We start from the raw sequence: 24,212 nt of genomic DNA, 5'->3' as shown, positions 1-24,212 counted from the left end.
TGTCATGGATGCGCCCAAAGTGGAAGTGGTCCGGGTGACCCCGGAGAACGCCGACGCCCTCATCCAGCTCATCGTCGAACTGGCCAAGTTCGAGAAGCTGGACCCGCCCACGGCCGAGGCCAGAGAGCGTCTGCGCCAGCACGTCACCTCTTCCCCACCCCTATTCCATTCCTTCCTGGCGCTGCAGGACGGGGTTCCGGTGGGCTACATCACCTACTACTTCACCTACTCCACGTTCCTGGCCGCCCCCACCCTCTTCCTGGAGGACATATTCGTGCAGGAGAGGCACCGCCGCTCCGGGGTCGGCAGGGCGCTGTTCAGGTTCTGCCTCAAGGAAGCTCTGGAAAAAGGCTGCGGGCGCATGGAGTGGTGCGCGTTGGACTGGAACGTCAAGGCCATGGACTTCTACAAGGCCCAGGGTGGCAGAAAGATGGACTGGACCTTCTTCCGCATAGACCGCCAGGACATAGAGCGGTCGATGGTTAAAAAGAAATGAGCTGAGGTCAGCTCAGTCCCATTATCTTGGTCACCGTCTCCTGCGGCACCCCCGAATACTTCTTCAGGGTCAGGTCGATGATGCGCTGCACGTAGATGTCGTCCAGCTTTTCCATAGACGCGGTGTCGATCTTCAGCACCTGCGGCATGGTGTAGATGTTGCCGGTGTACTTCACGTTGGCGAACTTGAACATGCGGCCCTCGGCCATGGTCCGCAGGAAGCGCTTGAGGGTGGCCTTGGGGACCTTCTTGTCGAAGAGGGCCCACAGATCGTCTATCATCTGGTTTATGGTCGTTTCACCGTCGGCGTGGAACAGGCCAATGATCTCCTTGAATAGCGCTCTGCGCAGCGTCCGGTCCTTGATGAAGCGCATATCCTTCTCAACGAAGTCCCGGACCTGGGCCTCGTTGATGTCCGAGGTCAGTTCGGCGTATGATTTGAAGAACACCAGGTGATGTCCGGCCTGGTCGTCCATCTTGATGCTGGTGAACAGGTCGCCCTTGAAGGAGTCCAGGAAGTCCTTGAAGTGCTTATACCCGTACTTCTTTTCCGAGAAGGAGGGGTCCAACCGCATCAGGTCGTTCTTGATCTGCGAGAGGATGGCCGGCTCCTCGGTGGAGCGGTTCTTTATGTAACGGATGAAGAGCTCCCGTGGATCGTCCTCCAGCTCCTCCTCTTCCTTCTTCTCGGTCACCGCGGGCGCGGGAGGCTTTCCCAGCAGGTCCTCGAGCGATTCGAAGCGGTCGCAGTTGTAGCGTATGGTCCGACCGACGGAGTGCTCGAAGCCTAGCACCACTACCTCCTTCCCCCGCTCCTTGATCTTGCGGATCAGATGGATGAAGTCGGTGTCCCCGGTCCCCAGGAAGAACACATCAAGCAGGTCCTTGTCTCTCATGTCCTCCAGGGCGTCTATGGTCATGCGCAGGTCCGCCCCGTTCTTGCCCGAGAGGGAGGTCTGCGGCAGGAATATCAGGTCGAAGGCCTTGAGCCGCAGGTCCTCCACGTACTGGTTGCACGGAGGTTTGTTCCAGTCGGCGAAGGCCTTCTTGATCAGCACGTCCCCGTATCCTTTGGCGAAATCTAGGATATCGTCGATCCTCAACGGCTTGGGGGTTGATGGGTAGACCTCCTTGGCGGATATGGCCAAGTTCTCGAAGTCCAGGTAGATGGCGATCTTGGGCACCTGCTCGCTCATATGGCACTCCATCCACGGTGCGATAACTTAATGCTTTCCCGCCACTCCTCATTCGAAGGTATCCGGGTCGGTGGTGGTGCGCAGCCCGGAATGCAGAAAGTCCAGCCTGATCATATCCTCCTTGCTCAAAGAGAACTTGAAGATCTGGGAATTTTCCCGTATTCTATCCGCGTTCGAGGACCGGGGGATCACCGCCATGCCCCGCTGCAGGCACCAGCGAAGGATGACCTGGGCCGGGGACTTCCGATGCGCCTTGCCGATCTCCAGCAACGTGGGGTCGTTCAAGACCGTCCCCCGGACTAAGGGGGAGAAGGCGGTCACCAGCACGTCCCGGGTCTGACAATGCTGCAGCAGCTCTTTCTGGTATAGGAAAGGGCTCATCTCCACCTGGTTGACCGCCGGCATGACCTGGCAGGCGGCATAAAGCTCCTCGAGGTGATGGATGTTGAAGTTGCTAACCCCGATGGCCCGCACCCGGCCCTCCCGGTACAGGTGCTCTAGCGCCCGGTAGGTGTCCAAACGCTTCCCGGTGACCGGCCAGTGGACCAGATAGAGGTCGAGATGGTCCATGCCCAGCCTATCAAGTGTACGGTCGAAGGCGGCGATGGTCTGGTCATAGCCCTGCTCGGTGTTCCAGACCTTGCTGGTTATGAAAACTTCCTCTCGCAGCAGGCCACTGTCCCGCACCGCCCGCCCGATCTCCTCCTCGTTCTCGTAGAACGACGCGGTGTCGATGTGCCGATACCCGTAGTTCAGGGCAGCGCGCACCGGAGCATAGGCCTCCTTCCCGACGAGCTTATAGGTGCCCAGACCCAAGGCTGGCATCTGGACCCCGTTGTTAAGTCGGACAAGATAACTTGAAACGTCACGGCCTGCAGCCATGGTTGACATTATCCCGGCCTTCCTTATTAATCATATCCGAAAAAACTCGTTATCGATGTTTGTTCAGAGTGCTTAAAAAAGTTACCACGGCCCCGGTCCGCAAACCATCAAGAAGGTAATGACAATGCAGGGAAGTCGGTCGATATAACGGACCGAGGTCGTATTACTAATTTTAGAAATAGTATTACTAAGTATTAAAATATAACTTAAAAATAACACTCAAGGTTAGCCAATGAGCCGAAGGCATCGGTCCCTTAGGTCTCAGGCATGATCTCGGCTCAGAAAGCATCAATAACGGCCAGCGCTGTTGATGTCAACAACATGCGCATCATGGAATGGAACCTGCAGTACGGGGGTGTTAAGGAACGCCTCCCCGGCATAGTCGAGGCGGTGCGGAGGCACGACCCGGATCTGCTGGTGCTGCTGGAGTTCCGCCCGGAGAAGATTATAGAGGTGTCCCTTTCGTTGGCCGCGCTCGGCTACCCCTACATACTGAACTCCCAGCCCCCGCCGCGCACCAACGGCATATTGGTCGCCTCCAAGCTCCCATTGCAGGCCGTCGAAGGGAAGCGCTTGCACAGTCAGAGGCACCGATGGCTGGAGGTGGTCCCGGAGGGTTCGGACCTTGCGGTCCTGGTCGTCCATATCCCCGGAGCTTCCGACCTGGAGGTCAAGATGGAGCACTGGTCAGCCCTCTTGGACTACGCACGCGAGACCGTGGCCTCGAAGAGACGGGCGGTCATCGTCGGGGACCTCAGTACCGGGCTGGATCAGGACTCCGAAGGCCCGGGCTTCCTGGGCCAGGAGCACTTCGCCGCATTGATAGACCTAGGTTGGCGGGACATCTGGCGGGAATACCATCAAGTGGCCAGGGAGTATTCCTGGTACTCCTCGGCTGGCAAGGGGATGAGGACCGATCATGCGCTCGTCTCCCCGCACATTCGGCATCCCCTATGGGCCAAGTACTCCCACTGGGAGAGGGAGAACGGCATATCGGACCACTCCATACTCATCCTGGACATATTGGACCGAATGAACGAGTCGGGGTCCCGCAGCTCCCCCATGCAATGGAAGGGCAGGGAAGGATGCTCTATGGGCTGAGGCGCAGACGATAAGGAGGGGGGTATCATCTTCTTCATAAACAACGGGCCGATAATTTAAAAAAATTTATAATTACGAACCAAATCCTCCCCAAGGAATTTTCATGCCTAACACAATGAAAAAATTGATCGCAGAAGTAATGGGCACGTTCGTGCTGGTCTTCGGCGGTGTAGGCACCGCCGTATTGGCCGGCGCCTACGTTGGGGCGTTGGGAGTGGCGCTTGCTTTCGGCTTCACCTTGCTGGTCATGGCCTACGCCATTGGTCCGATATCCGGTTGCCATATAAACCCGGCAGTCACCATAGGCATGTGGATATCGAAGAGGATCAAGACGAAGGAAGCGTTGCTGTACATCGTGGCCCAGATCATCGGTGCCATACTCGCCGCCAGCATACTGTTCCTCGTCGCCAGCGGCACGCCTGGCTTCGACGCCGTCGCCAGCGGGTTCGGTTCCAACGGGTACGGGGACCACTCGCCTAACGGATATGAGCTCAGCTCGGTCATGCTCCTCGAGGTCGTGATGACCTTCTTCCTGATGATTACCGTCCTGCTGACCACCGACAAGAAGGCCGCCCCAGGCTTCGCCGGCCTTCCGATCGGTATCGTGCTGACCCTGATACACCTGGTATCCATCCCGGTGGACAACACCTCGGTGAACCCGGCCAGGAGCATTGGTCCGGCCATATTCCAGGGCGGATGGGCGCTGGGGCAGCTGTGGATATTCATCATCGCCCCGATAGTCGGTGCAGCGCTGGCCGCAGTTGTCTACGGTGAACTGAAGTCCGAGTGAAACCCTTAAAAATCAATAAGGGGCGGGCTTCCCGCCCCTCTTCTTTTTATTTTCTAAGAACCCAGGCCACGCTTTCGCCGTCCGACCAGATCCGGTTGATAGAGCTGAAACCTGCGGAGGTCAGAAGCGCCTCCCAATCCTTGGCCGACAGGGAGGGGCGCTTGCGGCGGACCTGCGGTCCGGCCTCTTCCTCAACCCTCTCCATGAATATCGCTGCCCCGCCCTTCTCCAAGCGGCGGCGCATCGATTCCAGCACTTTGGCGCGACGCCCTTCGGACAGCTCGCCCAGCGCTTGCAGGGACAGCATCATGCGGGCGGAGACCTCCGGGAAACCCTCCCGCAGGTCCAGGCAGGTCGCGTCCACGAACCCGGCGCGGACCCGAGCCCGCAGCCGGTCGAAGCATTTCCAGCTCTCATCTGCGGTCGGAGACAGGACCACGAACTTGCAGAGGTCCTCGTGCTCTAGGACCAACGGCATCAGCACTGGCAGGTCGCAGCGCAGGTCGACCACCCGGGAGCCGGGGGTGAGGCAGGAACGTCCCACGTCCATGATGGCCAGGCGGAGCCCGTAATAACCTGCCCCAACCTCATTGAAGGCGACATCCTTCGACGTCGCCAGAGCGTTGGTGTGCAAGGCGTCTGCCGCGAACGACAGCATTTCAGAGTTCGCTTCGGTCATCTCATTATCTCCTTTTTCTTAAGCACCGTTACTGTGCTATGCCATGACATAGCATGGCAGTATTTATCCATTTTGCATCCATTTTTGAATATTACAAAGTGAAGAATCGCCGCGCATGGCAGCATAAATAATCCTCAAGTCAATGACCATAGCGATCCAAATGACCAAGATTCCTTTAGGCCGGAAGATGCCGACCATGGGACTGCCGGTGGTCCTGGTGGGCGCTAAAGTAAAGGGAAGGCCCAACTTCTGCACCGTAGCCTGGGCGACGATGATCGACGACGAGCCGTTGAAGATGGCCGTGGTCATGGGGAAGGACCGCAAGACCAAGGACGGCATCAAGGAGAACGGGACCTTCAGCATCAATCTGCCCGGGGCCAACGCCGTGGTGGCCACCGATTATTGTGGAATAAACTCCGGGTACAAGGTGGACAAGTCCGAGGTGTTCGACGTCTTCTTCGGCAAGACGCTCACCGCCCCCATGGCTAGGGAGTGCCGGGTCAACATCGAGCTGACCCTCGACGACATCGTGGAGTTCGAGGGCACGGACATGGTGGTGGGCGACGTAGAGGAGGTCTACGTGGACGAGGAGTGCCTGAGCGACGGCCGACCGGACCCGGAGAAGTTGGAGATTATTATGTACCAGAGTCCCGGCGGCCCCTATTTCATCCGGGGTAGGACGGTGGCCGAGGCCTTCAAGGTCGGCAAGGGCTACCGTACAAGTTGACCTTATCTTAGAGGTTGGAAAGGGGCCGTCCAATGCGTATGGTAGGGACCAAATCAACTACCTCGATCAGGGTCTTACCGAGGTCCAGCAGGGCACAGCTATCGTTCAAATGATCATAATGATACGATTCATCAGATACAATTAAACGGTGCTTACCTTTAAGAGCCCTCTAAATCTTTCTCATCATGGTGATAAAAATGGTCAAGATGCCGTCAGAGGTAAAAGAGGCATTAGCCAAGCAGAAACCCATCCCTATCGCCACTGCCACTAAGGATGGGACGCCCAACGTGATCTTCATCGGTCTCATGAAGATACTGGACGACGAGACGTTGCTCATTGTGGACAACTTCTTCCTTAAGACCGCCGCAAATCTTTCGGAGAACCCGCGCATATCGGTGCTGTGCTACGACACCGAGACCAAGAAATCGTACCAGATCAAGGGTTCCGCGAAAGTGCACAAGGCCGGGCCGCATTTCGAGGAGATGCGCAAGTGGGTGCAGAGCGTCAACCCCAAGCTACCGGCCAAGGCCGCGGTGGTGATCAAGGTCGAGGCGGTCTACGACGCCATGTGGGGCCCGTCCGCCGGAAAGCTGATAGTCTGAGCTGAGCATGGACGGCCGTTCCGGAGTTATCCGGAGGCGATGATGACATGGACCGAGCCGAGGCGCTGTCACTGGTAAAAGAGCACGTTTCCAAGGAGAGCAACCTGAAGCACATGATGGCCGTGGGGGCGGTCATGAGGCAGACGGCGTCCAGGCTGGGCCGGGACCAAGGCTCCTGGGAGCTGACCGGCATACTGCACGACATCGACTTCGAGGAATGCCACGGCATGCAGGACCACGCCCTCATCGCCCGGGACATATTGCTCGGCAAGGTCCCGGACGAGATCGTGCAGGCCATACTGGCGCATAATTACGAAGCAACCGGCGTTCCGGTGGACAACGAGCTGAAGAGAGCGCTGGTGGCGACGGACGCCGTCTCCGGCCTGGTGATCGCCTGCGCCCTGGTGGTCCCCTCGAAGAAGCTGGCCGACGTGAAGGTCAGCTCGATCATCAAGAAGTTCAGCAACAAGGACTTCGCCAGGGGCGTGGACCGCGAGCGCATCATGTTCTGCGAGCAGTTGGGCATTCCCCGCGACGAGTTCCTGCAGGTAGCCCTGGAAGGCATGCTCCAAAGGGCAAGCGACCTGGGGCTGTGATCAGGGCGTTACCTTTTAATCGGAGGGGCGCCTCTGCGGCACTCAGGTCATCACATGAAGGTCGGGTTCATCGGTCTGGGCAACATGGGGGCGGCCCTGGCGGCCGGATTGCTGGTCCATAGAGGACTGAGGTCAGATCAGGTCGTCCTCTTTAATCGCTCTCCGGCCAAGGCAGTAGCGTTCAGGGACCGCTTCCCTGGAGCGGAGGTGGCGGGATCGAGCGCCGAGATAGCCGCGCGCTCCGACATCATCTTCGTCAGCGTGCCCACCACCCAGGTGCTCAATGTATTGCGGGAGCTCGCCCCCCTTTCCCACCGCGCGCACCTGGTGGTGACCAATGGCGGCCTCACCGTCGACCAGATGGAAAGGCTGTGCCAGGGAGCGGTGAGCAAACTGGTCCCCTCGGTGACCATGGAGGTCGGCCGCGGCGTATCCCTTCTATGTCACGGAAGATCGGTCCCGCTCGAAGCCAGTAAAACCTTGGAGGGACTGCTAGCCAAAGCCTCGGCGGTCAAGCTGATATCTGAGGGCCAGTTCAATGCGGCGACCGAACTGACCAGCTGCGGACCGGCGCTCATGGCCGAGATGATGGAACAGTTCTGCGCCGCCGGGGTCCGCCACGGACCATTAGATGCGCAGGAGGCCTGGGGCATGGTCCTGGAGACCTTGATGGGAACGGCCCTGCTCTTAGAAAAGGGGATCAGCGTTCCTGATCTGAAGGAAAGGGTGGCCACCAAGGGGGGCATCACCGAGCAGGGGCTCAAGATACTGGAAAGCGAGCTGCCGGCAGTGTTCGACCACATGATGGCGAAGACCATAGCCAAGCACGCGTCGGTCAAGAAAGGGCTGGCCGACAGACTGGACGATTGAAAGGTGCCAAGGCACGATCATGGTCGTTTCGGCCGACCTACAACACTGAGGTACAGCACGCTCTCCTCCTCTCCGTCCACGCCCAACAGTTCGTTGACCTCGTCGTCGAACGTGGCGGCGACCTGGCAGCTGCCCAGTTCCAACGAGACCGCGGCCAGGGCCAGATTTTGCGCCACATGCCCGGCGTCCAGATAGACGTAGCGATACGCCCGCTCGTCATATTTCCAACGGCAGCGCTCGAAAAGCGCCGTCCAGATGAACACCGCTGGCGCTCGGGCGCACATGCCCTGGTCCAAGGCCGCCCGGGCCACCTCGTTGCCCAGCCCGCCCTTCCGCACCTGTTCCAGGGCGTGGTCCGCGATAGCATAATGATAGATGCCAGGCTGAACCCCACGCACGCTGTTCACGGCCACATAGGTCTCTATGGGGTACAGTGCACCGGCCGAAGGCGCGGTCCGGAACTCGTATCCCTTCTCTCGTCTATTGATACCTGTGGAGGCCCAGAGGAGGTAGGAGAGCTCCTCCAGGGCCAGCGGTTCTGCCGAGAAGTCCCTGACGCTGTGCCGGGACCTCAATCCCTGGTCCAAGGTAACCGACGTCGGCTGCGGCGACGGTAACAGTATCCGAGGGCGGTCGGGGTAGGTCTTGTACCTTTCCGGCCTTCTGTCCCAATCCATCTCCCGTCCGATCAGCCTTTCGCGGCGGTGCTTGGTCTCCCTCTGGAACTTCTCTCCGACGCCTTCCTCGATCATGTACGCTTGATGGCGGCCGGACGGAGATAAGGATTGCCCTTATAGATGCTCGAAGGCGCTCTTTCCCGCGCCGCACACCGGGCACACCCAATCCTCTGGAAGGTCCTGGAACGAGGTACCTGGGGGGATGCCTGCCTCCGGGTCTCCCTCCTTGGGATCGTAGATGTAGCCGCACACCAGGCAGCGCCACCGATCTCCCTCCTCCTGGGCGATATGCACCGTGCGTCCTCCGCCTAGGCGGTCCACGGTCTGGGAGTAGTGCTCGTGGATCATGCGGGAGTCGAAGTCCTTGAACTCCTCCAACATGAGCTCCCGTTCCTCCGTTGAAAAGTAACCCATTACCGGGACGAAGAATTCACGGTCCTCCCGTTCGATGTGATCATGATAGAACTCCGCCAGGTCGCTCATCAGCATGCAGGCCTGGTAAGCAGCGCCGGGGTGCCCTTGGGCGTACTGCTCCCCCAGCAAGGCCAGCTTGGAGACCATCTCCCTGGCCTGGGCGTGGTCCCTCTCCAGCCGTTCCAAGGCGCCGCGGTGCTCGGCGCTCATCGTCTTCCTCTTCAGCGCCCGGAACAATATGTTCTCCTCCTTCCCGTGGTGGGTGCGGTCGGCGTAGGTGCGCATGAAGTCCACCACGGACGGGATGAAAAGAGGGTCCAGGCTGGTCTCCGACCTCTCCTTCATCGCGGCGGTCATCCTCTCTATGGTGCGGTGCTCTATCATCAACAGGGCAATGGGCAACATGGTCCTTCGTCCTTGATTGAGCAAGGGTCAATAATATATTGTCGCCCCCGCATGCCAATGGCGATCCTGACCGCAACTATCTGATACTTGGACCGGTTAAAGCGTAGAAAAGATACGAAGCGAACGAAGACGGAATGAACATGGGAAACGAGGGATCAAAAAAGGAAGGCAAGACGGCCGGGCTCAAGGTTCCTTCGCAGGTCAAGTGGCTGATACTGCTCACCTCCTTCAGCTCCATCGGTTACGGTTATCTGACGACCGCTATCTCCGCCTACCTGCCGGAAAAGGGGGTCGGCTCGGGGCAGATCGGTCTCATCATAGGCATCTCCGGCCTGGCCATGATCCTGAGCGCCATACCGTTCGGGCTGATGTCCGACCGCATTGGGCGTAAAAAGTTGCTGCTGGTCGGCCTGGCCGCGTTGCCAGCGTCCATGTTCATCTGCTCCCTGTCCGCCGATCCCAACCTATACATGATGGCCGGGATCATTTCCGGAGTGGCCGAGGGAGCCATCCTGTCCACATGGAACGCCATGATCGCCGACAAGACCACTGTGGACAACCGGGAGATGGCCTTCTCGATCTCGTTCATAGTGAACGGGGCATTGGGTGGAATCGGACTGGCATTACCGTTCATCTTCCCCTATCTAATGAACATGGGCGGCTGGACCTCGGACCAGCTGCACTCCTGGACCTTCATAGTGCTGGGCTTCGTGACGGCCATATCCCCCATAACCGTCCTGCGCCTGCTGCACAACCACCATGATCACGCCCCGGCAGCCAACCTGCGCCGGGGCAGCTTCCTCAAGGAGAGGAGCAAGAAGACCCTGGTGCGCTTCTCCATCAACAACACCCTCATCGGTCTGGGAGCGGGCCTGATCATACCTCTCATCCCCACCTGGTTCTACCTGAAGTACGGCATTCCCGACTCCTATTCCGGGCCGCTGCTGGCCCTTTCCTCGCTGTCCATAGGCATGGCGGCCATCCTCAGCACCAGGCTGGCCCATCGCCACGGCCAGGTCAAGGCCATCGTCATGACCCAGGGATTCTCCACCGTCTTCATGATAGCCATCCCGTTCGTGCCCGGGGCGGCCTGGGCTGGGGCGGTGTACCTGGTCCGCTCGGCCATGATGAACATGGCCGGACCGATAATGGACTCCTATCTCATGGGCATCGTGGACAAGGACGACCGCGGCTTGGCCAGCGCCATCAACTCCATCGTCTGGCGAGTCCCGAACAGCGTGACCACGGTGATCGGCGGGGCGCTGCTCGCCGCCGGCTACTTCGCCCTCCCCTTCGTGCTGGCAGCAGTAATTTACATGCTGGCGGTGACGGCGTTCTACTTCAACTTCCGTCGTGTCAAAGTGTACGATGAGACCGAAGCGAGCGCTATCTGACCCCCGATAATTATTTCATGCATCAGGCCTAAGTAAGTATCAGGGGATAAAATGCCGCAATACATAGTTCTGTCCAGACTGACCACTGAGGGCCGCAAGGTCCTGAAGGAGAAGCCGGCGCGCCTGAAGGAAGTGAACAAAGAGATCACCAAGATGGGAGCCAAGGTGCTTCAGCAGTACGCCCTCCTGGGCAAGTACGACTTCCTCAACATAATGGAGGCTCCGGACAACGAGACGGTGGCCAAGGTCATGGTGGAACTGGGGTCCAGGGGTACGCTGGAGACCACCACGCTGGCCGCAATACCCATTGACGACTTCCTCAAGGCGCTAAAAGGGTAGAAACGACAAAGGCCGGGCGGTGTCCGGCATCGTTCATTTTCCATCACCGTTCTCTTGACCTGAGCTCCACCAGCCATCGGTTGCACAGCTTCATCCATTCGCACTCCCCGCACACCAGCTGGAAATCGTCAAGTCCAAGCAGGCGCTCCCGCACCGACCTCAGCAGAGGTTCGGCCGGGAGTGAGGTCACCTCAGGGAGGCTCAGGAACATGGCGGCGGCCCGGTCCTTCTCCACGACCGAAAGCTCGTCCTTGCACATTCCCCTCACCTCGTTGGGGCAGGAGGAGCAGACATCGTCCACGGCGATGGATATGTGGACCAAAAGGTCCTCGGGTGACCTTAGCGCGGAGACAACGTCTTCCATATTGGCTACGAAGCGGTAGTCGTAACCTTTACCGCTGAATGTCTGCGTGCACAGCAGGTGGTGATGCCGAAGCCGTATCTCTCTCATGACTCCCCTGCGGGCCAAGACCCACGATGTCGCCTTCGTTAATAACTAGCTATTAGGCTATCATGTACCTATCGGAGCATCGCCCGGTACCAGAGGCAGGTGCGAGCACTACCGGCCTCTATCACACCGAGGGCGTCACACCGCCACGCATTGTTAGAATATGGTAAAGATAAGAGAAGGGGATAAGGTAAAGGATGCGGAAGGTTTTGTTCGTCAGCGGCTCTGTTGGGTTGGGGCATGTGCAGAGGGACGTGCGCATAGCCCGCGAGCTGCTGGCCATCCGGAACGACACGAGAATCGTATGGCTGGCCGCCGATCCGGCCATTAAGGTGCTGGAAGAGGAGGGAATGACCCTTCTGCCGGAATGCCGTGAGCGGGACGTGGGCACCTCGGTCATCGAATCCGTGGCCGGCAGCTCCCAGAGGGTCAACATGACCGAGATACTGTACCGGGTGAGGAAGGAGAACCGGTACGCCCAGGCCGTGAGCACATTTGACACCATCATAAAAAGGGAACGGCCCGACCTGGTCATAGCCGACGAGGCGTACGAACTGGAGGGAGCGCACGCCCAGGGGGCCGGGCGCGATTGGCCGCCGGTAGTCTTCCTGTGGGACTATGTCAAGGTATACCCGGGCAGCTGGAGGTGGAGGGACCGGCACACCGCCCGCCTGGTCAACAAGGGCTGGGACCGCGCCTTCCGCCAGGGACCTGAGGAAAGATGGACGGATGTGTTCCTGGGCGACCTGGAGGACGTTCCGGACGAGAGGCTGGGATGGGGGATGATGAACGCTCGGAAGGGAGCGCCCAAGCGCTTCATCTTCGCCGGAAATCCGTTGCAGTTCGATCCCGCGGAATATTCGGACCAGCTGGAGGTCCGCCGGCGTCTGGGGTACGGTCCCGGGCAGCTGGTGATCTGCTCATCCGGAGGCACCGCGGTGGGCCGGGACCTGCTCCGCCTATGCCTGGACGCCTATCCGTTGATAAGGGCGGAGGCGCCGGACCTGCGCATGGTGGTGGTAAAAGGGCCGCGGATGAACGACGATCTGGGGTCGGTACCCGAGGGGGCGGAGGTGAAAGGATACGTGCCCAGGCTCTTCGAGCACTTCGCCGCTGCGGACCTGGCCGTGGTGCAGGGCGGCGGAGGCTCCACCCTGGAGCTGGCCGCGTTGCGCAAGTCGTTCCTGTACTTCCCGCTGAAGGGACACTCAGAGCAGGAAGTGAATGTCTCTGGCAAGTTGGAAAGGAACGGTGTAGGGATCAAATGCGCCTTCGAGGGAACGACCCCGCAGATGCTGGCCACCTTGATCATCGAGAATATGGGGAGGATCGCGCCGATGCCGCGCATGTCGTTCGACGGCTGCACAAAGGCCGCCCATATCGTGAACGAACGATTGGCCTGAAGGTCAGTCTTCCAGCATGGAAAGGTCGCCCAGGTCGTGTCCTTCCTCTTTGGCCTTGAGCACGCGGCGCATGATCTTCCCCGACCTGGTCTTGGGCAACGAGAGCACGAACTCGATCTCCCGAGGGTAGGCGTAATATGCTAACCGGACGCGCACGAAGTTAGTGATGTCCTGCCGCAGCTGGTCCGACGGTTCGTGGCCAGGGTGCAGCACGATGAAGGCCTTGACGATCTCCCCCCGCAGCTCGTCCGGCTTTCCAACCACCGCGGACTCGGCCACCGCCGGATGCTCGATCAGCGCCGATTCGACCTCGAATGGCCCGAGGCGCTCGCCCGAGGTCTTGATGACGTCGTCCACCCGGCCCAGGAACCAGATGTACCCGTCCTGGTCCATATAGGCCTGGTCGCCGGTGACGTACCAGCCAGGCACGTAGAAGTACTCCCGGTACTTGGTGAGGTTGTTCCAGATTCCCACCATCATCGAGGGCCATCCCGGTCTCAAGGCCAGGGAGCCCTCCCTGCCCGGTGGCAGTTCCGCCCCGTTCTCGTCGACCACCGCCGTGGTCACTCCCGGGACCGGCTTACCCATCGAACCAGGATGAATGTCCATGCAGCGGAAGTTGGAGATGCACGGCGCCCCCGTCTCCGTCTGCCACCAGTTGTCGTGTATGTGCCTCTTGAGCACCTCAGCGCCCCAGCGGACCACATGAGGGTTCAGCGGCTCACCGGCGGAGCACATGTGACGCAGCGTGGAGAGGTCGAACTCCGCCACCAGCTCGTCCCCGGCCTTCATCAGCATGCGCAGCGCGGTCGGGGCGGTGAATCAGACGTTGACCTTGAAGCGCTCGATGAGGGAGTACCAGGCCCGGGCGTCGAACCTTCCCTCGTAGGAGATGATGGTGTTCCCCAGGTACCAGGGGCCGAATATGCCCATGGAGGTGCCGGTCACCTAGCCGGGGTCCGCCGTGCACCAGAACACGTCGCCGTCCCGCAGGTCGGAGACGTACTTGGCCCCGGAGAGCTGCTGCATCATGGCCCGGTGCGGCAAGAGCACCCCCTTAGGCTTGCCGGTCGAGCCAGAGGTGTAATGGACGATGTATGGTTCGTTCGGCGCCATGCTCACCGCCTGGAAATCAGGGGAGCCGGAGGATAGGACCTCCTCGTAAGGAACGGTCCCTTCCGGGGCTCCCTCACCTAAGACTATGTACTTAGGGGCGTTAGAAAAGCCCTTCAGGGCCGGGACGATCCTATGGTAAAAGTAAGGGGAGGTCACGATGGCGCTAGGACCGCAGTCCGAGACCCGGTCCCTGACCGCCTCCGGCCCCAGGGCGGAGAGCAGCGGCCCGGCGATCCCGCCCATCTTGGTGATTCCAACGATGGAGACGAACAGCTCGACGTTGCGGTCCAGGTACACGAACACCCGGTCGCCGCGCTTGACCCCAAGTTTCACCAGCCCGTCGGCGAACTGACTTGATCTACGGGAGAGCTCGCCGAAGGAGAGCGAATGGGATTCGCCGCTGGCCAGAACGGAGTGTATGGCCACCTGTTCTCCCCTGCCCCCGTGCCCATGACGGTCCACGGCCTCGGCGGCCACGTTGTACGGACCGCCTCGGGACCAGTCGAACTCCGATTCCAGCGAGGACCAGTTGAACTCCCGGTAGGCCCGCTGATAATCCCGGAGGTTTCCAGAACCGTTGGGGGGCAGGATCTCTTCCATCTAAGGTCTCCGAATGAACGCCTGGTTCAATGGCGATAAATTATTTATAAGGACAATGGAGGAATGAAAAAAGAACGGAATAAATTTGGGATGATGGCGTTCTGCTCCTTTTTTCAGGTCTCCGCCGCCACCTCGACGTCCCATTGCCCGGTCCATTGCGGGTCGTCCTGGGCCGAAATGAGGTCCTGCGGCTCGATTATAATCCAGTTCCCGGCCTGCAGCCCGATCGTGGTGAGGTCGTCGTAATAATAATAACCGTAGTCGCCGAGGTCGTCCAGGTGCACCAGGGTCATGGCGTGCCCCTCGTCCAGGTTATTGCTGAAGAAGGCCACCGCGCTGTCCACGCCTACCAGCTCGAACAGCGCTGCGGCGAGTATCGAGTAGTCATCGCAGTCCCCGCTGCCGTAGGCCAGGGTCTCCACCGGAGCGAAGAACTTGTCCTCGAGGTCCGAGGCGTAATCGACGTTCAAATTGATGAAATCCAGTATCTTGACCATCTGGGTGATATCGTCGTCGGTGGACTTGACACCGGCCAGGGCCAGTATCTCCAGCAGCTCGTTGTGCGCATCATCGTAGGCGTGCGTTCCCTTGGCCTCGAAATAATAATCATCGTAGGTCTCCCAGTACACCGCGCCGATGTCGTGCTTGGCCAGGTTGGCGCAGAACTGCACGTCGTCATCCCAGTCCGAACCCCTCGAGCTCCAGGAGGCGCTCTGAGGCCCGACCTCCTCCCTCAACGTCTGATAGTAATCGGCGGTGGTGCTGTCCATGCGCACCAGCTTTAGGTACGCAGCGCCGCTATCGTCTTCGGTCCCATCCAGCACCGATGGGTTAGATGCTATTACCCAATAGGCGTTGGTGACCAGCAGCAGGACGATGGCTACGCAGGCCACGATCATCCAGGGGTTCCCCTTCTTCTTCTGCTGATTGGGATATGGATATGGCTGACCGTACTGATACGGTTGATATTGATTATTATATTGATTCTGATCATTAAAATTCGGATCGTAGGGACCTGGGCCGCTCATGTTCAACCCCCGGTTCGAATCACATTGCTGGATAAATCATTATTGTCATGATTATTGGGCGATATTGAGGATGCGAAGCCCCATTTAAAGTGAGCGCTAAACCCCTTCCTAACCTATTTTTTTAAGCTCCGGCGATCTGGGCGGCGAAGGCGTCCACCTTCTTCTCCCAGTCCTCTTCCAAAGGTCCTTTAAGGTCGACCACGTAGACCTTCAGGTCGGCCACCTTGGCCGCTCCCTTGGCCTGGAGCAATTCGTCCATAATCGGAAGGCTGCGCTGATACCTATCTATCTCCTCTTGCGTCGGCATCTTGCCATTCTTGCCCGACCTAGACCGTCCCAGGGTGGCGATCAAGGCGTACTTGGCACCGTCCGGTAGCCTCGCCTTCTTCAGGAAGCGCCTCATCTTGCCGATAGGCTTGCCGATGCGGGCGGGAGAGCAGAAGACATACAGATCGGCCGCCGGCAGCTCTTTTGGTTTGGTCTCCCTCACGTGACAAAAGCTCACCTGGTGGCCTTTGGCGACCAGCGATCCCTGCAGATAGGCAACGACCTTCTCCCCGTTGCCGTACTTCGAGGCATGAAAAATCTCGATCTTCATGAACGGTCCCGGGTTAAGATACGGCTATTGTGTATTAAGAGAGTCGATTCCTCGATAGCAGTGAAAAACACACGGCCTCATTTTCCGCCATTCGAGTTACCATTCCCGTTCAGCTTGTAACCAGTGCCCTGGAAGACCGCGATCAGCTCGCCGTCATCGTATACCCGGACCTCGTACAAGGACGTCCTCCGGGTCTCCGAGGTCTTCCTGGCCACCGCTTCCAGCATCCCCTTCCCCGGCCTCAGATAATTGATGTTAGCGCAGAGCGCCACCTGCGGTTCCTCGCTCAGGTTGCCCGCCACGGCGAAGGCCTGGTCCGCTAGGGTGAATATGGCGCCGCCGTGCGCTCCGCCGACGGCATTCAGCTTGTCGCTGGCGTCCATGGTCAATCGCACCTCCCCGTCCTTGGAGATGGACCTGGTCCGTATGCCCAGCTCCATAACGAAAGGCACGTCGCTCATCCGCTGTAAGCGCTCGCATACTTCCTTCGGCAAGAACGACTCCCATTCGACCATGTGCAGAACGACCGAGGGCAAATGCGACAAGGGGGATTTAACCGGTAGGGTGAACGCGGGCCGTCCGACCTACGGATCGGGATCATATGTCCCTTCATCGGGCAGAAACCATTGTATGGTGCCATGCCCATATTATCTTAGGACCAACATGAACCGTTGCGAGAAGTGGACCTTCTGTCCTCTGGGAGACATGGCGAAGCACGTCGGATGCCGAAAACCGCACTGCCCCCAAGGGACCATGGCCAACACCCCGATGCCATTCGCCAAGGACATCGTCATACCGATAAAGCCCAAGAAGAAATGATCCCGGTCACTTAGCATGAATTAGAAAGCGAAATGAGCCGACAGGACTTTCTTTATGTTGCTGGTTTGTTTCGCCTTATTCTTACTTGCATCGTGGCTTTGCATGGGATAAGATCAGAATCATTCGATATAACATTCTTTGAAGGATATTGAAGAAGAATTACTTTTTAAAAAACGCAAAATCGATTGTATAAAATGATGGGTCCGGTCGGATTTGCATCTCCGATCGGCCAGTCACCTATTTTTTAAGTCAATAAACGAAAAGCATACGGTTGGGCGGTGCGCGATATTACGTTCGTGCCGGATCGCCACAGCATCATGTTCAACGACGAAATGATTCAAAATGAAAGCCCTTGTGCGCCATTAGGTATATACCCATCAGATGCAATAAGTATACATCCGGTGCTTGGAAAAAATGCTAAAGGGTTTGGTAATCGTTGCCTAAACGCAACTGTCATCGGAGAGCTGCCCAAAGTACTCCGATGAATCCGCTCCCTATCACGAGCTCAAAGCTGAGGGTGATTCCCAGCACCGGGGTTATCATTATCGTGATCAGCGGAATGTTGCTGAGTTTTATCAATCGGTCCTTTACGCTTTTCACCTCCTTGTCGCGCGCGAATACTAAGCCCATCTACCTTCAGGTCGAATCGTTACATTGCGCCCCCTCCGCTCAAGCCAATGGCGAAATCCCGATATCTACGTCAAAAGTAACTGGGCAGTTCTGACAAGGTCATGAATTCGAACCCTTGCTGTTGAGCCCAGGAAAGGGTGGCTTCGACCCGGCTGAACAGCGCGCGGCTTTCCTCCGCCGTCCGCGCATATGGACTGGCTCCAGGGACAATCTCCATGCTGTGAAACATCATGTTCAGCAAGACCGTGTCTCTGTCCGTGCTCTTCTTCATCTCATGCTGCCCGACAGAGATCATCTGCCTCTCGCTATGATACGATGGTCGGAACCATACGGCAGGCATAACCCCGTTCACTACCCTGTTCATTCTCCGTAGGACCGCCGAGGATGAGGAGAAATGCATCATCCTGCGCAGCCATCTCGTCCTTATGGTCACTGGTGCTTCTAGCAACCCGCTGTTGCCTTCCTTACTCAGGTTCGTTTCATCGACATAATAGGGCTGATTCGGCGCGGTCATGTGATTCGCTCGGCCCTCTGGAAGGTCCCAGTCCATTCCCGGAGTGATGCTGGAATCCACCTTGTACCCAAGCTCGATCAATATCTTGGCGGTATTCGGACCAGCGCCGAAACGCCCAGCCCGAAAGCTGACGGGCGCACGGTCAAACTTCTTTCGGAATATATCTGTCAAGACGGTCATCTTCATTCGTTCTAGATCATAGTCATATGATAGCTGCATATCGTCGAACCTACGCCCGGACATCGCCCCCTCCCATCTCTGTGGTCCGACCAGCTCTCCATGTAAATGTGTGCCCAATTCCGCGCCCTTCAGCGATTTCAGGACATGCACGCAATCATCCTGCTCCATCACCTCGTTGGATAGGAGGTACGTTCCCTTGGCCCGATATTTCTGAAATAAGGGTTCCAGAAGTTCTGGTATGCCCTGAAGGACGGAACGAAAGCTCCCCTCGGCCGACACCTTCCAGTCCTGAGATTTATCAACCTCAGTATCGATAGTAATCACCAATAGCTTTCGCATCGGAATCTCAATAGAAGGGCGGGGCTTCAATCCTTCGACACGTCTTTCATCCAATCATTAGGTCCCTGTCTTGCCGTTAGGCTGTAAATAACAACGTGGCCTCAAGAAAACTCTTGCACATCCTAGACCATCATCGCGGACGGTCTTGTCTTTATTCAACGGCCTGTCTCGCGATTCAGGATGATCTTAGTGTACATGCTCTCGTGCATGTCAATCATCCTGCCTGCGCTGAAGTCCCGCAAAGCCTTCCGTCTGGATTCCCGTCCCATCGCGGTCCTGGTCTCCTCATCCTGCAGGAGATGGATCATCGCATCAGCCATGACCTCGGGGTCATTGGACGGGACCAGCAATCCCGTCACCTGGTCCTCTATCTGATACGGGTTGCCCCCCACGTTAGTGGCGATCACAGGTTTCCCCATGGTCATGGCCTCCATAATAGATAGGCTATAACCTTCCTGCAGCGAACCCAATATAAAAACATCGATAATATTTATAAGTTCAAATCTATTAATATCGATAAACTTTAATGTGACGCTATCTGCCAATCCGTTCTCCGAGATGATTCCTTCCAGCGATTCTTTTTCCGAACCATGGCCGAATATGCACAGATGAACGTTCGCGGTCGTTCTTTTTCTGAGAATCGCGAACGCTTTAATGATGACATCGTTCCCCTTCACCTTTCTGAGGTTGGACAGGGTCCCGAATATGGTCTCACCGGTCGGTATGCCATGTTCCATCTTCACCTTCTCAGGGTCGCTAGTCATCAGGGCAACTTTCGCTTCTTCCAGTGGGATCCCGTTCGTAATGACGGTAATTTTGTCCATCTGAACGCCCTCACTGGACACGGTCAGGTCTCTGACGGGGATCGATATCGCGATGATGTCATCGGTCAGGCGATTGCGGATCCTTTCCCCGAAGTGCATCCTTTGATGAAGGTCCCAATGCCGCATGTTCTCCCGAGATGAAATGAAGTGGGAGCCCGCCAGCTTTGCCATTAGCGCATCAGAAAAATTACCTCCGTAATTGTACGAGTGGACGATGGGGATACTGTTCCTGCGCAGAAACAGGAGGAAACGAAACAGTTGATCGGGCCGGTATGGTCTCATCGGATTGAATATGACATCGAACCCCTTCTCGATCAATCGGTCAGCGATTTCACCCATCTCTCCCCTGCAGACGATCTTTATCTCGAACCCCCTGAGCTTAAGTCCTTCGCTCAGCTGGAGTACCTTCATCTCCGAGCCTCCGACCTTAAGGTTCGGGATTATGAACACGACTTTCTTTCGAATGATGCCCACCCAGTGTCCGAACGACAGCTAGTGTGATGTCATTATCGATATTTCATTCTGAGTCGGCCGTAAAGCAAATGCCGCAGGCGCAGGTTGAATGCGCTCGTCGACGATACACACGTTATGATATTGAGCGAAGCACGAACGAACCGCGGAAAAAAACGGGCGATCATACCGACCAGTGGATGGGTTTTTTTTTATCTCAGGTAATGTAGGCAACGTAAAGCAATAGCACAAGGAGTACCTCGAACGCTCAAGAAAGCGCATACGGTAAGGCAGGCCTCCGGGGAAGGGGTTCGGAATCCGCATAAGTCGTTAAGGAGGCAAGCTTAACCTCCCTTTTTCAAGAAAATAAGCGAGATAAAAATGTGGGCCCGGTCGGGACTACGCGTCACTTGAGCCAGATGAGAAAATATTGAAATCAATTTTCGGGCGGTTCGCACAGGCCAGTCGTTCAAACCCTTTTCATTCATTTTTTCATGCGTCGACAATGTGAATATCATCTGTTCAGCATCAGACGGGTCCGGTACTGAGGTGCGTGTTACTTTTTTCTAAAAAGTGTTATCTACTCGAAGATAGTTACAAAACTAGTCGGATTGGCTTCAGGTGGCTCCTCCTTTCACTGCCATTTATCCTCCTTACTGAAGCCAATTCATGACATTTATTTAAGATGATTTGACCGATTACGCAATTACTGTCAGAAGATGATACGGACAAGTTGATGCCTAATGTTCTGATGCGTACAAACACGATATAAAGATTAACGGAGATGGTTTTTACAGAAGCGATCTCGAAGAGTTCCTAATCGCCCATTCCGGCGTTCATGACGAACGTGGGGATGGCGGAGAGGATGTCGTTCGGCAGGTGCAGCAGGTAGAGCGATGCCGACGATACGCTCACGTTGTTCCCAATGCGTGCTCCAGTGGCATTGTGGGTGAGCTTGGTCAATATCGCCTCGGCCTGTGCAGCGGTGACGTTCTTGGAGATGACCGCGATGACGTGACCTGACGCAGGAAACGAGGAATCAATCATAGACTCCTGAACCGATTCTTCAGATCTTTGGCTAACCAGACCTCTCGCAGGGGCTTGTTCATGAAGAGCTCGTACTGTTTGGCTATCTCCACCGCGGCGCTGTAACTGACGTAATTGAATTTCCTACCAGAATAGAAGATGATTGCTGGTGCGATCGTCGTTTCCGGACTTGAGCTGAGACCGTACGAGTTCAGCTGCGCCCAGGGAATGACTGTTTTTCTGCCATTCACGTATAACAGGTCGACGCCGTGATCTCCGATTCCTACCTTTTTTGGTACGCTGTAGTCTTGACCATACCACAGGCCAAGATAGGAGAGCAGGGCCATGACGAAAAAAATTACGAGAGGGAATAAACTCTGATAAACAAGGGCAACTGGGATTCCAAATAGAGCTATGAACAATGACAATATCTTCCATTTCTCACGATACCCCTTGCTCTGTGGATATTCAAATGTCATATACTCTGTCATTACCAAACCATCCCCCCGATGTTGACAATGAGCAACCCTGGCAAGGGAGTAGAATGATATCAACAGGCAGAAGAGGGTGACCGCCAGACTGACGATCGAACCGGTCGCGTCCCATGCCAATAGGGACGGGATGATCGCTATCGAGAACCAGAAGCTGTTGAGAACGCCGGCGATGGTGTCTGCACCGCCCTGATTCCCGAAGAAGCTGGTTATCCATGATATCACGGAATCCTCGTTGGCATCGTTCGGATTGCCGGGGTCGTCACCGTCGGGAAGGACGCCCAGGACCTCCGTTATCAGGACCATGACCACCAGAGACACCAGCGTTCCTAGAAGAAATGACATCCCGCCGGTGATGACCTTCATCGCCAGGAGCACGACGTTGATGCCCAGAGCCAGGATGAGCATGTATTCGAACAGGTTGCAGTAGAGCGCGTCGATCAGTTCTGACCTGCTTCCTCCGTCCCCTGTCTCATCTACATTTTTCGCTGCCGCACTGATTGACAGATATGCGCTCCCCGCGACGCTCAGTATAGGAGCGATGGACGAGTCGTAGAACTGCTCTAACATAACCCTGGCCATGCTTATGACCCAGTCCACGAACGCGCAGAACGCGTCGACGATCGCATCCACCGCGTCCTGAACCGCCGCGGCCGCGGCAGCGAGCATGTTACCTATCGCCTTCAGCCCTATCTCCACCAGGTGCACGAAGAGAAGCAGAAGCCCTCCGCTGGCCACCCACACCAGGAAGTTGAAGGCCATGCCGGCGATGTCGCTGATTATTCCCAGGGGGCTCAGATAGTCCGGCCCCTGGCCCATGCCGGCGTTCATGACGAACGTGGGGATGGCCAATAATATGTCGTTCGGCAGGTGCAGGAGATAGAGGGACGTGGACGAGATGGTCACGTTGTTGCCGATACGTGCTCCCGTCGCGTTATGCGTCAGCTTGGTCAATATCGCCTCGGCCTGTGCGGCAGTCACGTTCTTGCTGATGACGGCGATGACGTGACCGGACGCAACTGTGCTGGCGGGATCGGTGCTGTAGAACGATGCCCCGTACAAGGGGTCGCTGGTCGATAGTGACGCCAGATCGTACAGCGTGTCGTTGAGCTGGCACTGCAAAGCGATGGCTCGGGGCAGGATGATGGTGTTCATCCCCTGCTGGAAGCGCCCGTTGGCCGAGCTGACGTTGAGGTTCAACATATACACCCGATCATCAAAAATTAACCAATAATTGGGGGATCGCTACCGACATTGAGTTTGTAGAAATCCAATAGTTCCCTTGCTGCATAATTTGTAATTTTAATCCATTTTTGATTTGTTCCAAGCCTTATTCCTACCTTTTGATCATTCTCAAATCCATTGTTTATAAACCGTATTTGATAAACATATGCATATGGATATTCTTTTTTAATATTGAATATAAAACCGAGAGTAAAAACACTTTCATTAAACTTTATCCATATAGGATTACTAAGTATGCTGGAAAAGAAAAAAAGGAATGTAATAATGCCCGTTATCAATACCTCGAGAAAGAATAAAGATAAATCAGATGTGTCCATATAAATTAACAAGCTTACGATAATACCTACACAGAATATTGCGCCTATCAGAATTACTTCTTTTCGATTTATTGGCATTCTGATTATTGCATCTTTTTTTATTAACATTATGATACCTGATATGTAGCGAGGCCTGTTAAAATACCTACCATATCACAAGCCCCAGACAGATAAAGTACTTCCTTGAACCCATCTTGGAATAAACCATTATTGAGCAAATAGTATGTATCGAAAAGTGAAGACACCCCCATTGCAATACATATCTCGCTCACGAACCTGTCTTTTTTTAGCCAAGACCAAATTCCAAGAACACAACCAGCTAAAGCCCAAGCGAAATTTACCACGCCACCACAGGCGGAAAAGATCAGCCCGTTTAATGATGCAGCGAATCCAACAGAATTGCACACCCAAACCCCTGCACCATCAACGGAGCATGAAACACTGTTAATCGCTGCTGTGAAAGATCCATAGAGATTGGCCGTCACTAGTCCGATATCGAATCCAGAAAGGAATTCGGCGTTGAGCATTGCTTCAATAATGAACATGGCTGCGATGGAAATCACGATTCCCAATAGAGCGGTCATTCCCAATGTAGCTGCTTTGATTGCAAGGAATGCAATAGCAACTATAGCTGAGAATACCAAAAGGTATTGGAACAGGTCACCTAGGATTGCGTTTGAAACATCAGCAATAGTACGTAATGATACCTCGCCTGTATTCACCCTCTCCTGCTCGGCATTTTGTGCTGCTATTGAGATCTGACCGCAGTATCCATCGATTAGATTAATGATCGGGTCTACGAACGCATTGAAGAACTGTTCAAATATCTGAGCAGCAAAATTTTTTATCCAGTCCACGAACGCGCAGAACGCGTCGACGATCGCATCCACCGCGTCCTGAACCGCCGCGGCCGCGGCAGCGAGCATGTTACCTATCGCCTCCAGCCCTATCTCCACCAGGTGCACGAAGAGAAGCAGAAGCCCTCCGCTGGCCACCCACACCAGGAAGTTGAAGACC

General features: G+C 56.3%; 27 protein-coding genes and 2 pseudogenes. 11 read left to right on the top strand and 18 right to left on the bottom strand.

Features of this window, described 5'->3' with window-relative positions; all coding sequences use genetic code 11:
• Positions 1-4 precede the first annotated feature (4 nt).
• A complete protein-coding gene (locus NT131_08155; protein ID MCX6651606.1) occupies positions 5-496 on the top strand; it encodes a GNAT family N-acetyltransferase in 492 nt (163 codons plus the stop codon).
• Positions 497-503: 7 nt separating this feature from the next.
• Here NT131_08155 and NT131_08150 read toward each other — a convergent pair whose 3' ends face one another.
• Together NT131_08150 and NT131_08145 are read right to left on the bottom strand one after the other, a co-directional pair.
• Positions 504-1,691, bottom strand: a complete 1,188-nt coding sequence (locus NT131_08150; protein MCX6651605.1) for an NYN domain-containing protein — start codon at positions 1,689-1,691, stop codon at positions 504-506.
• Positions 1,692-1,739: 48 nt separating this feature from the next.
• Positions 1,740-2,516 carry an aldo/keto reductase gene (locus tag NT131_08145; protein MCX6651604.1) on the bottom strand — a complete coding sequence of 259 codons (777 nt, stop codon included), beginning with the start codon at positions 2,514-2,516 and terminating at the stop codon, positions 1,740-1,742.
• Positions 2,517-2,840: 324 nt separating this feature from the next.
• Between NT131_08145 and NT131_08140 the strand changes: the two genes are divergently transcribed.
• Together NT131_08140 and aqpZ are read left to right on the top strand one after the other, a co-directional pair.
• Positions 2,841-3,674, top strand: coding sequence for an endonuclease/exonuclease/phosphatase family protein (locus NT131_08140; protein ID MCX6651603.1), 834 nt, complete (start codon positions 2,841-2,843; stop codon positions 3,672-3,674).
• A 103-nt stretch (positions 3,675-3,777) separates the two neighbouring features.
• The gene (gene aqpZ, locus NT131_08135) at positions 3,778-4,464 is read left to right on the top strand and encodes an aquaporin Z (GenBank protein ID MCX6651602.1); all 687 of its coding nucleotides are present in this window, start codon (positions 3,778-3,780) and stop codon (positions 4,462-4,464) included.
• Between the two features lie 46 nt (positions 4,465-4,510).
• Here the strand turns inward: aqpZ and NT131_08130 are convergent, their stop codons facing one another.
• The gene (locus NT131_08130; GenBank protein MCX6651601.1) at positions 4,511-5,143 is read right to left on the bottom strand and encodes a hypothetical protein; all 633 of its coding nucleotides are present in this window, start codon (positions 5,141-5,143) and stop codon (positions 4,511-4,513) included.
• A 160-nt stretch (positions 5,144-5,303) separates the two neighbouring features.
• Here NT131_08130 and NT131_08125 point away from each other — a divergent pair, with 160 nt between their 5' ends.
• The 4 genes from NT131_08125 to NT131_08110 all read left to right on the top strand — a co-directional run bounded on the left by NT131_08125 (position 5,304) and on the right by NT131_08110 (position 7,938).
• Positions 5,304-5,870 (top strand): flavin reductase family protein, encoded by a 567-nt coding sequence (locus NT131_08125; protein ID MCX6651600.1) that lies wholly within the window; start codon positions 5,304-5,306, stop codon positions 5,868-5,870.
• 197 nt (positions 5,871-6,067) lie between these two features.
• A complete protein-coding gene (locus NT131_08120; protein MCX6651599.1) occupies positions 6,068-6,472 on the top strand; it encodes a pyridoxamine 5'-phosphate oxidase family protein in 405 nt (134 codons plus the stop codon).
• 47 nt (positions 6,473-6,519) lie between these two features.
• Positions 6,520-7,068, top strand: a complete 549-nt coding sequence (locus NT131_08115) for a hypothetical protein (protein ID MCX6651598.1) — start codon at positions 6,520-6,522, stop codon at positions 7,066-7,068.
• A 54-nt stretch (positions 7,069-7,122) separates the two neighbouring features.
• Positions 7,123-7,938 carry an NAD(P)-binding domain-containing protein gene (locus NT131_08110; GenBank protein MCX6651597.1) on the top strand — a complete coding sequence of 272 codons (816 nt, stop codon included), beginning with the start codon at positions 7,123-7,125 and terminating at the stop codon, positions 7,936-7,938.
• A gap of 17 nt (positions 7,939-7,955) precedes the next feature.
• Here the strand turns inward: NT131_08110 and NT131_08105 are convergent, their stop codons facing one another.
• The 3 genes and pseudogenes from NT131_08105 to NT131_08095 all read right to left on the bottom strand — a co-directional run bounded on the left by NT131_08105 (position 7,956) and on the right by NT131_08095 (position 9,434).
• Complete coding sequence (locus NT131_08105; GenBank protein ID MCX6651596.1) at positions 7,956-8,690, bottom strand: SagB/ThcOx family dehydrogenase; 735 nt, start codon at positions 8,688-8,690, stop codon at positions 7,956-7,958.
• A gap of 39 nt (positions 8,691-8,729) precedes the next feature.
• Positions 8,730-8,903 (bottom strand): rubredoxin, encoded by a 174-nt coding sequence (locus tag NT131_08100; protein MCX6651595.1) that lies wholly within the window; start codon positions 8,901-8,903, stop codon positions 8,730-8,732.
• A 147-nt stretch (positions 8,904-9,050) separates the two neighbouring features.
• Positions 9,051-9,434, bottom strand: a pseudogene (locus tag NT131_08095) (hemerythrin domain-containing protein).
• 134 nt (positions 9,435-9,568) lie between these two features.
• Here NT131_08095 and NT131_08090 point away from each other — a divergent pair.
• A complete protein-coding gene (locus NT131_08090) occupies positions 9,569-10,828 on the top strand; it encodes an MFS transporter (GenBank protein MCX6651594.1) in 1,260 nt (419 codons plus the stop codon).
• A gap of 51 nt (positions 10,829-10,879) precedes the next feature.
• The gene (locus tag NT131_08085) at positions 10,880-11,167 is read left to right on the top strand and encodes a GYD domain-containing protein (protein ID MCX6651593.1); all 288 of its coding nucleotides are present in this window, start codon (positions 10,880-10,882) and stop codon (positions 11,165-11,167) included.
• 43 nt (positions 11,168-11,210) lie between these two features.
• Here NT131_08085 and NT131_08080 read toward each other — a convergent pair whose 3' ends face one another.
• Positions 11,211-11,618 (bottom strand): DUF1284 domain-containing protein, encoded by a 408-nt coding sequence (locus NT131_08080; GenBank protein ID MCX6651592.1) that lies wholly within the window; start codon positions 11,616-11,618, stop codon positions 11,211-11,213.
• A gap of 194 nt (positions 11,619-11,812) precedes the next feature.
• On the opposite strand from NT131_08080, the gene NT131_08075 reads away from it, so the two are divergent.
• Positions 11,813-13,018 carry a glycosyltransferase gene (locus NT131_08075; GenBank protein ID MCX6651591.1) on the top strand — a complete coding sequence of 402 codons (1,206 nt, stop codon included), beginning with the start codon at positions 11,813-11,815 and terminating at the stop codon, positions 13,016-13,018.
• A 3-nt stretch (positions 13,019-13,021) separates the two neighbouring features.
• Here NT131_08075 and NT131_08070 read toward each other — a convergent pair whose 3' ends face one another.
• The 5 genes and pseudogenes from NT131_08070 to NT131_08050 form a co-directional block, all read right to left on the bottom strand.
• Entirely contained in the window at positions 13,022-13,375 is a 354-nt protein-coding gene (locus NT131_08070) for a hypothetical protein (protein ID MCX6651590.1), read from the bottom strand.
• A pseudogene (locus NT131_08065) lies at positions 13,367-14,734 on the bottom strand (AMP-binding protein). Before NT131_08065 ends, NT131_08070 begins: the two are co-directional and overlap by 9 nt.
• Positions 14,735-14,847: 113 nt before the next feature.
• Positions 14,848-15,762: a hypothetical protein gene (locus tag NT131_08060; protein ID MCX6651589.1), complete on the bottom strand. Its 915-nt coding sequence runs from the start codon at positions 15,760-15,762 to the stop codon at positions 14,848-14,850.
• 121 nt (positions 15,763-15,883) lie between these two features.
• Positions 15,884-16,360 carry a hypothetical protein gene (locus NT131_08055; GenBank protein MCX6651588.1) on the bottom strand — a complete coding sequence of 159 codons (477 nt, stop codon included), beginning with the start codon at positions 16,358-16,360 and terminating at the stop codon, positions 15,884-15,886.
• 77 nt (positions 16,361-16,437) lie between these two features.
• Positions 16,438-16,875, bottom strand: coding sequence for a PaaI family thioesterase (locus NT131_08050; GenBank protein ID MCX6651587.1), 438 nt, complete (start codon positions 16,873-16,875; stop codon positions 16,438-16,440).
• Between the two features lie 148 nt (positions 16,876-17,023).
• Here NT131_08050 and NT131_08045 point away from each other — a divergent pair, with 148 nt between their 5' ends.
• A complete protein-coding gene (locus NT131_08045) occupies positions 17,024-17,179 on the top strand; it encodes a hypothetical protein (protein ID MCX6651586.1) in 156 nt (51 codons plus the stop codon).
• Positions 17,180-17,879: 700 nt separating this feature from the next.
• On the opposite strand, the gene NT131_08040 is transcribed toward NT131_08045, so the two are convergent.
• The 6 genes from NT131_08040 to NT131_08015 all read right to left on the bottom strand — a co-directional run.
• Positions 17,880-18,842, bottom strand: a complete 963-nt coding sequence (locus NT131_08040; protein ID MCX6651585.1) for a hypothetical protein — start codon at positions 18,840-18,842, stop codon at positions 17,880-17,882.
• Between the two features lie 155 nt (positions 18,843-18,997).
• Complete coding sequence (locus NT131_08035; GenBank protein ID MCX6651584.1) at positions 18,998-20,116, bottom strand: glycosyltransferase; 1,119 nt, start codon at positions 20,114-20,116, stop codon at positions 18,998-19,000.
• An 816-nt stretch (positions 20,117-20,932) separates the two neighbouring features.
• On the bottom strand, positions 20,933-21,163 hold the full coding sequence (locus NT131_08030; GenBank protein ID MCX6651583.1) for a hypothetical protein: 231 nt from the start codon (positions 21,161-21,163) through the stop codon (positions 20,933-20,935).
• Positions 21,160-22,833 (bottom strand): hypothetical protein, encoded by a 1,674-nt coding sequence (locus tag NT131_08025; GenBank protein ID MCX6651582.1) that lies wholly within the window; start codon positions 22,831-22,833, stop codon positions 21,160-21,162. The genes NT131_08030 and NT131_08025 overlap by 4 nt, the downstream gene beginning before the upstream one ends.
• A gap of 23 nt (positions 22,834-22,856) precedes the next feature.
• On the bottom strand, positions 22,857-23,303 hold the full coding sequence (locus tag NT131_08020) for a hypothetical protein (protein MCX6651581.1): 447 nt from the start codon (positions 23,301-23,303) through the stop codon (positions 22,857-22,859).
• Positions 23,303-24,212 (bottom strand): hypothetical protein (locus NT131_08015; GenBank protein MCX6651580.1); only part of this gene is annotated, 910 nt, incomplete at its 5' end. The genes NT131_08020 and NT131_08015, both read right to left, overlap by 1 nt.

The sequence above is a fragment of the Methanomassiliicoccales archaeon genome, from assembly GCA_026394395.1.
Classification (GTDB): domain Archaea; phylum Thermoplasmatota; class Thermoplasmata; order Methanomassiliicoccales; family UBA472; genus UBA472.
Note: the sequence above shows the minus strand (reverse complement) of the source record. Positions and strands in the feature narration are given on the sequence as shown.

Excerpts from the sequence above, each read along its gene's own strand:
- NT131_08155 (MCX6651606.1), top strand. The coding sequence starts at position 5 with ATGGATGCGCCCAAAGTGGAAGTGGTCCGGGTGACCCCGGAGAACGCC.
- NT131_08150 (MCX6651605.1), bottom strand. The coding sequence starts at position 1,691 with ATGAGCGAGCAGGTGCCCAAGATCGCCATCTACCTGGACTTCGAGAAC.
- NT131_08145 (MCX6651604.1), bottom strand. The coding sequence starts at position 2,516 with ATGCCAGCCTTGGGTCTGGGCACCTATAAGCTCGTCGGGAAGGAGGCC.
- NT131_08140 (MCX6651603.1), top strand. The coding sequence starts at position 2,841 with ATGATCTCGGCTCAGAAAGCATCAATAACGGCCAGCGCTGTTGATGTC.
- aqpZ (MCX6651602.1), top strand. The coding sequence starts at position 3,778 with ATGCCTAACACAATGAAAAAATTGATCGCAGAAGTAATGGGCACGTTC.
- NT131_08130 (MCX6651601.1), bottom strand. The coding sequence starts at position 5,143 with ATGACCGAAGCGAACTCTGAAATGCTGTCGTTCGCGGCAGACGCCTTG.
- NT131_08125 (MCX6651600.1), top strand. The coding sequence starts at position 5,304 with ATGACCAAGATTCCTTTAGGCCGGAAGATGCCGACCATGGGACTGCCG.
- NT131_08120 (MCX6651599.1), top strand. The coding sequence starts at position 6,068 with ATGGTCAAGATGCCGTCAGAGGTAAAAGAGGCATTAGCCAAGCAGAAA.
- NT131_08115 (MCX6651598.1), top strand. The coding sequence starts at position 6,520 with ATGGACCGAGCCGAGGCGCTGTCACTGGTAAAAGAGCACGTTTCCAAG.
- NT131_08110 (MCX6651597.1), top strand. The coding sequence starts at position 7,123 with ATGAAGGTCGGGTTCATCGGTCTGGGCAACATGGGGGCGGCCCTGGCG.
- NT131_08105 (MCX6651596.1), bottom strand. The coding sequence starts at position 8,690 with ATGATCGAGGAAGGCGTCGGAGAGAAGTTCCAGAGGGAGACCAAGCAC.
- NT131_08090 (MCX6651594.1), top strand. The coding sequence starts at position 9,569 with ATGAACATGGGAAACGAGGGATCAAAAAAGGAAGGCAAGACGGCCGGG.
- NT131_08085 (MCX6651593.1), top strand. The coding sequence starts at position 10,880 with ATGCCGCAATACATAGTTCTGTCCAGACTGACCACTGAGGGCCGCAAG.
- NT131_08080 (MCX6651592.1), bottom strand. The coding sequence starts at position 11,618 with ATGAGAGAGATACGGCTTCGGCATCACCACCTGCTGTGCACGCAGACA.
- NT131_08075 (MCX6651591.1), top strand. The coding sequence starts at position 11,813 with ATGCGGAAGGTTTTGTTCGTCAGCGGCTCTGTTGGGTTGGGGCATGTG.
- NT131_08060 (MCX6651589.1), bottom strand. The coding sequence starts at position 15,762 with ATGAGCGGCCCAGGTCCCTACGATCCGAATTTTAATGATCAGAATCAA.
- NT131_08055 (MCX6651588.1), bottom strand. The coding sequence starts at position 16,360 with ATGAAGATCGAGATTTTTCATGCCTCGAAGTACGGCAACGGGGAGAAG.
- NT131_08050 (MCX6651587.1), bottom strand. The coding sequence starts at position 16,875 with ATGGTCGAATGGGAGTCGTTCTTGCCGAAGGAAGTATGCGAGCGCTTA.
- NT131_08045 (MCX6651586.1), top strand. The coding sequence starts at position 17,024 with ATGAACCGTTGCGAGAAGTGGACCTTCTGTCCTCTGGGAGACATGGCG.
- NT131_08040 (MCX6651585.1), bottom strand. The coding sequence starts at position 18,842 with ATGCGAAAGCTATTGGTGATTACTATCGATACTGAGGTTGATAAATCT.
- NT131_08030 (MCX6651583.1), bottom strand. The coding sequence starts at position 21,163 with ATGATTGATTCCTCGTTTCCTGCGTCAGGTCACGTCATCGCGGTCATC.
- NT131_08020 (MCX6651581.1), bottom strand. The coding sequence starts at position 23,303 with ATGTTAATAAAAAAAGATGCAATAATCAGAATGCCAATAAATCGAAAA.